Here is a 7911-nt window from a genome sequence, read left to right on the forward strand (position 1 = left end):
AAAACGGACAAGAGAAAGAAGCAAACCTCTGGAGAGGGAACAGCAATGTAAAGAAATCAGTCTAGCGAATTTAGCAAAACTTTGCGTCTTGTCAATGCTCCGTTTTATCTAGGGTTCGCATCTATCTGCCTTTAGGAGTAGTCACGATCGGGTGAATGGTGGAAACGATGCGAATTGCAATTGTCGAAGATCACAGCCTGACCCGAACTGGGATTCGCAGCTCTTTGAATGAACAGCAGGATATCACTGTTGTAGGAGACGCTGAGACGGGGGTTGCAGGGTTAAAGCTACTTCAGGAAGCAAAACCCGACCTGGCGATCGTAGACATCGGTTTGCCAGATATTGATGGGGTAGAGGTAGTTCAACGGTTTCGGAATGCTTTCCCTCCAGGGTCAGATGTTCAAACCCGATTCATTATGCTGACTTCCTACACTCAGGAACGAATGGTGTTGGCGGCATTTGCAGCCGGGGCTGATTCTTACTGCGTTAAGAACACCAAGTTTGAGATGCTACTAGAAGCCATTCGTATGACTTACGAGGGGCAATCCTGGATTGATCCGGCGATCGCTCGCATTGTCCTCAAGCACGCTCGGCAATCTGCATCGCCACCATCAAGTACGAATGAACCTCAAACTGTAACCATCAATGCCCTGGATTCGGAGCAAGCTACCATTCTGGAGTCCGATCCTCTAACGAAAAAAGAGTTGGAAGTGCTGGAATTGATGGTTCAGGGCTACACCAATAACCAAATTGCTCAGCAACTCTATATGAGCCTTGGCACGGTTAAAGTACATATCCGTAGCATCCTCAACAAGCTCTGTGCTAGTGATCGCACTCAAGCTGCTGTACTGGCAATGCGAGCAGGGCTGATCGAGTAAAAATTCTGGCACAGTGAAAAACTATGCAGTATGCGGTGATTAATTGACAGATGGAGGGAGTGCTTGAATGACACTGGCTTGTGTAGTGTAAAGAGATCGCCCACTCCCACTTTCCAGATCAAAATAGGTGGCGAACCGTCGTAGCTTGCCAGTGGTCAGTTGCAGTAGATAGTCAAATGCTTCAGCCGCGACACGCTGATTAATGCTGAGGGATTGGCTGTTCAGTAGAGCAAGCTGTTCACAGGACAGGATATTGTCCTCCATTTCTTCTGGCTGTGGAACCAACAAATCGGGTTGCTGAATGGTTGGGGCAGGGAGCCGAAAGCATCCTAGTGCGTTGAACTGATAATCATCTGGTTTGGTGGAAACATGGGAGCCTAACAAAACTTGCCCACTCCGGCGGGAATTGCCACAGTCCAGATACCAGGTGTGAGGGGCGAGTTGATGATTGTTATTTTCCAATACCTGGGCGATCAATTGTCTGGCTCTGGCATTATCAACACACCCAGCAACCAGGGCAAGGGTGCTGTAGCCAGGAGTAACCCAAGCTGGATCGAAGGATTGAGTAATCGCGCCTACTTCCATTTTCCATACGATCGCGTAGCGAAGTGCCAATGTTTTAGCTTTGTTCAGCCCGATCTCTGCATCACAGAAACACTGGCGTAACACATTAACTTCTTCAACGTGGTCTGGATCAACAAAGTAGAGTTTGACTTCTTCCCTTTACTGGAAAGAACTCTACCTAAGCGAACGATGGATGGAGCCAGCCAAGAACCTGTTCCGCCGCATCCCACTAGCCAAAGTTCGATCGCGGTATAGTCAATCGTCAGAATAGGAGAGGCGTTTGCCAGATCAAGATTTAGCTCCATAAGTTCTCCAATACATTTGCAGGTGGCAATTCTGTGCTGTAAGACTGGCATCCAGACATCACAGAAACGTCTGTCATAAAGAAATCTGACTCAATATCAAACACGGTTTTTGCCGGAATATTCCAGCAGTGCTGAAATAGCCCGACGCGCATTTGAATTTCTGGCTTGGTTGTATTCACCCGACCCAATACGCCATAGATTCGGAAGCCTGTTTCGTCTGCATTATCTGTGCTGGAGAAGAATGCAGGCATGGTTGCATGAGAATGGATCTCTACGACAGCGTGATAATGAGAAGCGTGGCTGCCTGATTCTGTGGGCTGACAACTGGTTGTGTTTTGAGTTTGCTCCGGTGTTTGTAATTTCCATTCAGCGTCTTGTTTGTGGAAATGAAATAATATTTCTGCATTGGATTCAGCGCAGGCATTACAACTCGATCTCCACACTTCTAGCAAAAGTTCTTTGGGAATTCGGGGTGAGATGGTGAGATGAGGAGTCAGGTGAGGTAGCCCTTTGATCCGCTGATCGCTCAGGCAGACAGGCATGAGAACTTTGATACCGGGACGAGCGGCGCTGGCAAAAACGCCATTACCAGCCAGAAGGTAGGTGAGAGCGCTGCCTGAATCAGGGAGGGAATCAGCCGCAGTTGCATAACCAATCAGCGGTTTAGTAGTTTCGTTCATCTAAAATTTCCTGCACAAGCGCATCAACACTTTTTTTGTTGCCGATAGGCATCAAGTCAGGAGCTGGATACGTGGAACGTTTGCCTTGCTGATGCAGTTTCAGAAGCTGTTGCCGCACATCACCCGAATGAGATTTTGATTTCCCTGTAGCCAAGTGATTTGTGAAGAGGCTGGAAATGAAAAGATTCCAGGCTAGATCGATGGTTTGAGGACTGGCATCAGGAGGTTCGTTAACACCCCAACAAACCTGTCCTGAGTTGTAGATATTGGGTAGTGGGGTATGAAATGCAAATGCTTTGGGATCGAATATTTTGTTTTTGAGCGTCCAAACCCAATATTTCGTCTCAATTCCCATGAAGACCATTGCAGGCAGCGGAATTTTTAGAGTTCCAACCTCATCACAGTTGAGTAAATGGGTAGCCAGAGGGATAAATTTGATCAGGTAAGTGCCTGTACTTCCAGTGCCATAACGAACGATACCAGGCTGCATCCATCCAGTATCAATGGGTTCGTGACTAAAAGCAGCCCGGAGTGCAGTTGGGGAAACACATTTGTAAATGTCAGCGGCTGGAACATTTTTATCCCGTCTATGGAAGATGTAGTAGCCATCCAAAAACAGCAATTCGGCTTGAATGGCAGAAGATTTTCTGGGAGGGTCGGCGAGAACTGCTTGGATTATTTCACTGGAGAGAATAGGGTTGGATGAAGCTGCTAGGTTCGTTTCAAGGCGCATGTCCATAGCTGTAGTAGAAGTTGTGCGTGAGTTTTCACATCAGTTTCCAACCACTCAATTAACAGGTACGCAGCATCTAAAATTCGGCTGGCTTGTTTCCATTTCCGGTGAAGGAGATTGATAGATGATTTGGACCAGGGTAGAGAGGAGGCGTACAGCCCGTAGTTCATCTCGTCTGGAGACTCATCAAGCCAGAGATTTTCAGTTTCATGATCCAGGAGTTTCAATGCCAGAGGTAGAAACTGTAAGGGTGTAGTGAGTTCACAACAAAGCCGCCTCAACCATTTGTTGTCGATGCGATCGGGATGATGGATATGTTTGTAAGAAACGTGATGAGCTTCAAATTCACTGTTAAACCATTCGCCACCTTCCAGTTCTACATCATCTAACCAATAGCGACCTTCTTTACTGAACGGAAGCAGCAGTTTCCATCCCATCCTCAAATTTTCAATTCCCTCCTCAATTTGCCAGTCCACACCCATTGACGTAATCGGGATAGCCTGAAGGCGTTCTTCGTGAGCACTTTCCACCGCCCAAAATGACATTGGGAACAGGTGAGTATAAACCAGGGTGATGAACTCCAATTCCCTTGGGCTATGGCGATTTTCTAAGGAAACTGTTTTAGAGTTGCCTTCATTATTAATAGGCAGATAAAGAGAAGTCTGGCTAGTTGCCCATTCAGATGGGAAAAAGTGCTGGTAGAGCGCCAGCAGTTGATAAGTGTTGAGTTGGACTTCCAGATAGTCGAGGGCTTTAAGCGGAGTGATTGTTAACTGGCACTGGCGGAGGCTGTAGATTGCTTCCGCTGGAGTGCTGGGGACAAGACTCATGGCTAGAATCCTTCAGAAATGTCGCCGGAGGTTGGCTTACAAGAAGTTAGGGCTTTTAATGAATGATTGACTGCTTGGGTAAATGTTGTACCAGCGGCGATCGCCTCTTCAATTTGCGCTGCCCATTGTTCGGCATTCCTCCAGTCGATTCCGTTTATTAGCTGATGTTGCCGCAGTTGATAACACATTTGCACGGCTAGATTTACCTCTTCAGGTGCAGCTATCAGAGATTCCAAGGGGAAAGTACCCTTTCGACCCGGCTTTTTGATGATACGGATGGGTTCTCCTTCTTTGCGCTCAATCTCTGCGTTTGCTAGTTCGGCACAGAGGGGAGTGAAGGCATCGCGCAGAAGTTGATCATCAAGGGCGATCGCGTCCGGTAACCAGTGTTGTTGCCCTTCGTAGATTACAAGTCGTTTGTTAGTTGTGCTGGTGGTCATGGCAATTAGAACAATGAAATTTGGGTTTGACTATTGCTGCTCGGTTTAGGGGTGGTAGAACTGACTTTGCTCGTTTGGGTTTGAGGCTGGATTGTTCGGTGAGGAGGGGTTTTGGCAGTTTGAGTCTGAGCGATGTTACGGCGAATTTGGCGGTTGGGAAAATCAGCTTTCAGGTCGTCTAGCAGTTGGGCGATTGCAGGTGGGAGCGAACCCAGTTCTTCTTGAGTCAGCATTGCCACAATCGGAAAATCACCATGACTGCTGGCAGCTAACAGCACAGGTCTATCTCCTGGTTGTCCTGTGTTGGGCAACAGAGTAATCACAACTTGAACTTTACACTGCTCGAAAATATAGGGTTCTGATTCTGACTGAGTAGGGGATGTAGAGTTTGAGGATTCCTCATGGACAGAAGCTGCTTCTAAATCCTCTTCATCAGTTTGTTCTTCTTCGTCAGTTGCCGAATTCAAGAGTTTCAAAAAGTCGAGTTGCCCTGCTTCGTACCGCTCTCGATCGAACAACAACCCAAGAGCATGAAAGCGTTCTTCAGCCGTCTTTTTGCCATTGGTACTTTTGGCGATCGCGTCCAATTTAGTTGCTGTCGCTGTTAAGTTTGCGGCGGCGATCGCTTCTTCTGGTGTGAGCCATTTCATAACAGAGCCAAGTTGACGGTCTAGCTGAAATGGCGGTAGCCAGGTCAAGCTAAAGATTAGCCAGTAGCACGGATACGGTTTTGCTACTGGTCAGCAACAAAGTTTACTGTTCTGCCAACAGTGAGTTTTTGAAATCTTGAATCGCTGTGGCGGTCAGCGAATAAATGACGCGCCGCCTCCGTTCAATATGAGTGCCATCAACTGGAATGCCTTTCTTCCAGGCAGTAATAATTGCCTTCTTGTCGGCAGAGTATATGACTTTCTTTTTGCGGAACTCATCGGGCAATTCCTCGGCATCCACTAGCAGCTCACAACTGGGAGGGTTTTCACGAATCGTGATGCGGAGTGAATGACCGACGACTTCATCGGGTAGCCCTCCGGCAAGGTTTTGCTCCAGAATGCTCTGGTCAAGTGCCTGTCGCCATCGTTCCAAGCGATCGAGTGCCGCTTGATGTACGGCTTTCAGGTGTTCTAGCCGCTGTTTGATCCCTGCAATCTCAGCATCGAGTTGAAATGCGAGTTCAGCGTGAAGGTCGATCGCATCTTCTTGCGCTTCCTGAGTTTCCCATATTTCTGCAAGAAGTTCAGCTTCTTCCTCGGCTGTTTGAGAGTGAGTCAGCAGATCCCAAAGTTCCGCCGCTGCTTGTGAAAGTCCTACTAAAGATTGTTGAGCTAGAGGGAAGGTCATGATTACCAACTCCCGCAAGATTCGTAGTAGTCTCGTTCTGCTTCGATATCTGCCAAAATCATCAGAGTGCCTGGATTAATGTCTTCTTCTGAGGATTGATCGGATTCAAGAGATAGATCAAGATGAGTGATTGTCAGTGGTGTTGAGTCGTTGGTAGAACTGGTTATTAGAATTTGCATAAAGGGTAGCCTTGATCACACTGCATGAACCAGCGCGATAGCGCACTACCTCTGTGCCATAAACCGTCGAATGTTTCTGGCACATATAATGCACCGAGCTTCCCGTTTTCAAACCCTAATTTCCAGGCAGGTGTGCGAATTAGTTTACCGTTACGGGTATGAATAATCAATCCATAGCGAGCACCATCCCAGGCAAGGCTACTATCTGCACTGTAAGCCAAGCTCCGAAGATGATTGAGGGCAACTGTCCAATTGCACCCATAGATATGAAACCGTTGAGGATATTGCTGACAGAGGGTTTTCAATTGACGCAGCATTTTGTAGGCGATCGCCCGTTCCTCTGGGTTTTTGGATTTGCCCTGACGCATGAGCATTACCAATCCACCAATGCCTACAATCCGACTATGTTGCAGGTAGTGATTCAGAAATTTCTTGGGTGTGTCCCATCCCCATATCGGAATCATTCTCACCGGAGAAGACTCAAAGTTTTGCTTAAGCCATCGACGAGCCGTCAGCCAATTCTGATACGTCGTCTCCGGATCGCCAATCACATCTGGAGCACTGATCCAGGCATAGTTTCCTGACACTGCAATTTCCATGTATCGGATCACATCGAGCGTACCGCCGTACCTAAAGTGATAGTAAGCATTAGAATCTAAAGCTACCTTTAGAAAACCCTGACTCAGATGAATTTTTGTTGGATTCACCAAAACTTGATTCACGCCAGCCCGTTTCAACATGAGGGCATCATTAATCTCAGAAAGTCCACTGAAGTAGAAAAACATGAGCTACTCACTGTCTTGTTGTAGAGTCGTCAGAGCGCTTTGAATGAGTGGCAACGTGTCTTCATCAGCAACAGGCACGAGTCGATAAATCCGAGTAGTTTTGGGTGGTGTAACCAAAGTCCTCAATCAAGGAGGCTACCAGTTCCGCTGCACTCTGAAGCGTGCCGTAGGTATGGGGTTCTTCTGTTGGCAAAATGGGATAGAAAGTCTCTTGCTCTGACCACGGCAAAGGTTCATCGACCTTTACCACCACGAAAGTTGGAAGATTTGAGTTTAGCGATTCAGACATAGACCTCTCCAGGTTGGTGAACAGGTGAGGGCATACAGCCATTGATTGAAGTTGTCAGCCCACCTAAGTTGTCTGGAGCGGAAGCTCTACCGCGATCGCGATGTCCTGTTGTACTTAGGTTAGGGGACAAAGAGGTCCAATTGGACAGGTTTATTAGGTCCTGTCAGTTCTCGCCAGTGTTGGTCAAAAGCTTTTAGGTTACGGCATTTGTTTTTTGCCAGCTTAGGAGCAACGACATAAAACTCCTCGAAAGCTGGATAAACGCCTTCTTGCCGTTGGTAGCAGTAGCATCGTTTGCCGTACAGGTCTTCTACTGGGGCGTGATGGCGCTGGCAAATCGTTTCTAACTTGGACTCCATCTGAGCTTTGTTGCCTTCATTGATGAGAACCACGTTGCGATCGGAATTGACGTAGGGCTTGCCATTCTTTCCAATCAATTGTTTGTAAGTGCGTTGCACGTGATAGATTGCCCACTGTAATTGCTGTAATAGCTGCTCTAATTCATTAAAGGCAGTCTGATTACCACTTATTCTCATCAGATCATAAGCAGTGCCTGATGAGAATAAGTGCATTCGCGGATTAAACGCCAGAGCGTTCATCTCCATCAACAGTGTGAATCCTGCGGCTTTGGGATCACGATTGTAGCGGGCAATCGCCGCTTGTTTTTGTTGAAACGGGCAGTAGCTACAGGCAGATTTTCTCCAAAGGAACCCCGACGTGCGATAGAGATATTCAACGCAATCATTACGTGTCCATCCCCATTCAATCAGTGGGTAGAGAAATTGGTGTCCTTGGCAGGTATAGCCGTCAGCTTTACCAGCTCGTTTGGTTTCGTCGGCGTTGTAACCTAAATAGGGACCAAAGGCTTCTGTGATATGGTCTGAGATCCA

At 47.4% G+C, this 7911-nt stretch carries 13 protein-coding genes; 2 read left to right on the forward strand and 11 right to left on the reverse strand.

All coding sequences use genetic code 11. The features are described from left to right. The first annotated feature begins 158 nt into the window (after positions 1-158). Positions 159-878: a response regulator transcription factor gene (locus V5G28_RS00430; RefSeq protein WP_336229305.1), complete on the forward strand. Its 720-nt coding sequence runs from the start codon at positions 159-161 to the stop codon at positions 876-878. A gap of 39 nt (positions 879-917) precedes the next feature. Here the strand turns inward: V5G28_RS00430 and V5G28_RS00435 are convergent, their stop codons facing one another. Beyond that, positions 918-1547 carry a hypothetical protein gene (locus V5G28_RS00435; protein ID WP_336229290.1) on the reverse strand — a complete coding sequence of 210 codons (630 nt, stop codon included), beginning with the start codon at positions 1545-1547 and terminating at the stop codon, positions 918-920. A 40-nt stretch (positions 1548-1587) separates the two neighbouring features. Here V5G28_RS00435 and V5G28_RS00440 point away from each other — a divergent pair, with 40 nt between their 5' ends. Beyond that, entirely contained in the window at positions 1588-1713 is a 126-nt protein-coding gene (locus tag V5G28_RS00440; RefSeq protein ID WP_336229291.1) for a hypothetical protein, read from the forward strand. Between the two features lie 24 nt (positions 1714-1737). Here the strand turns inward: V5G28_RS00440 and V5G28_RS00445 are convergent, their stop codons facing one another. From V5G28_RS00445 to V5G28_RS00490, 10 genes are all read right to left on the reverse strand, one after another. Then, positions 1738-2427, reverse strand: a complete 690-nt coding sequence (locus tag V5G28_RS00445; RefSeq protein WP_336229292.1) for a Mov34/MPN/PAD-1 family protein — start codon at positions 2425-2427, stop codon at positions 1738-1740. Continuing rightward, the gene (locus tag V5G28_RS00450; RefSeq protein WP_336229293.1) at positions 2411-3166 is read right to left on the reverse strand and encodes a hypothetical protein; all 756 of its coding nucleotides are present in this window, start codon (positions 3164-3166) and stop codon (positions 2411-2413) included. The genes V5G28_RS00445 and V5G28_RS00450 overlap by 17 nt, the downstream gene beginning before the upstream one ends. After that, a complete protein-coding gene (locus tag V5G28_RS00455; RefSeq protein ID WP_336229294.1) occupies positions 3139-3990 on the reverse strand; it encodes a hypothetical protein in 852 nt (283 codons plus the stop codon). The genes V5G28_RS00450 and V5G28_RS00455 overlap by 28 nt, the downstream gene beginning before the upstream one ends. Positions 3991-3992: 2 nt before the next feature. Further along, entirely contained in the window at positions 3993-4430 is a 438-nt protein-coding gene (locus V5G28_RS00460; protein ID WP_336229295.1) for a hypothetical protein, read from the reverse strand. 5 nt (positions 4431-4435) lie between these two features. Beyond that, entirely contained in the window at positions 4436-5128 is a 693-nt protein-coding gene (locus V5G28_RS00465) for a hypothetical protein (RefSeq protein ID WP_336229297.1), read from the reverse strand. 55 nt (positions 5129-5183) lie between these two features. Then, positions 5184-5768, reverse strand: coding sequence for a siphovirus Gp157 family protein (locus tag V5G28_RS00470; RefSeq protein ID WP_336229298.1), 585 nt, complete (start codon positions 5766-5768; stop codon positions 5184-5186). Between the two features lie 2 nt (positions 5769-5770). Beyond that, positions 5771-5947, reverse strand: coding sequence for a hypothetical protein (locus V5G28_RS00475; RefSeq protein WP_336229300.1), 177 nt, complete (start codon positions 5945-5947; stop codon positions 5771-5773). After that, positions 5935-6732 (reverse strand): hypothetical protein, encoded by a 798-nt coding sequence (locus V5G28_RS00480; protein ID WP_336229301.1) that lies wholly within the window; start codon positions 6730-6732, stop codon positions 5935-5937. Before V5G28_RS00480 ends, V5G28_RS00475 begins: the two co-directional genes overlap by 13 nt. Before the next feature lie 64 nt (positions 6733-6796). Beyond that, complete coding sequence (locus tag V5G28_RS00485) at positions 6797-7021, reverse strand: hypothetical protein (protein ID WP_336229302.1); 225 nt, start codon at positions 7019-7021, stop codon at positions 6797-6799. 119 nt (positions 7022-7140) lie between these two features. Continuing rightward, positions 7141-7911, reverse strand: a 771-nt coding sequence (locus V5G28_RS00490; protein ID WP_336229304.1) for a hypothetical protein, incomplete at its 5' end; no start/stop codon positions are given.

The organism is Scytonema sp. PRP1 (assembly GCF_036697665.2).
In the GTDB taxonomy this organism is placed as follows: domain Bacteria; phylum Cyanobacteriota; class Cyanobacteriia; order Cyanobacteriales; family Nostocaceae; genus Kalymmatonema; species Kalymmatonema gypsitolerans.

What these genes read in the sequence shown, in the direction of transcription:
- V5G28_RS00445 (WP_336229292.1), bottom strand. Translation starts at nt 2,427, where the DNA reads ATGAACGAAACTACTAAACCGCTGATTGGTTATGCAACTGCGGCTGAT.
- V5G28_RS00450 (WP_336229293.1), bottom strand. Translation starts at nt 3,166, where the DNA reads ATGGACATGCGCCTTGAAACGAACCTAGCAGCTTCATCCAACCCTATT.
- V5G28_RS00455 (WP_336229294.1), bottom strand. Translation starts at nt 3,990, where the DNA reads ATGAGTCTTGTCCCCAGCACTCCAGCGGAAGCAATCTACAGCCTCCGC.
- V5G28_RS00460 (WP_336229295.1), bottom strand. Translation starts at nt 4,430, where the DNA reads ATGACCACCAGCACAACTAACAAACGACTTGTAATCTACGAAGGGCAA.
- V5G28_RS00470 (WP_336229298.1), bottom strand. Translation starts at nt 5,768, where the DNA reads ATGACCTTCCCTCTAGCTCAACAATCTTTAGTAGGACTTTCACAAGCA.
- V5G28_RS00475 (WP_336229300.1), bottom strand. Translation starts at nt 5,947, where the DNA reads ATGCAAATTCTAATAACCAGTTCTACCAACGACTCAACACCACTGACA.
- V5G28_RS00480 (WP_336229301.1), bottom strand. Translation starts at nt 6,732, where the DNA reads ATGTTTTTCTACTTCAGTGGACTTTCTGAGATTAATGATGCCCTCATG.
- V5G28_RS00485 (WP_336229302.1), bottom strand. Translation starts at nt 7,021, where the DNA reads ATGTCTGAATCGCTAAACTCAAATCTTCCAACTTTCGTGGTGGTAAAG.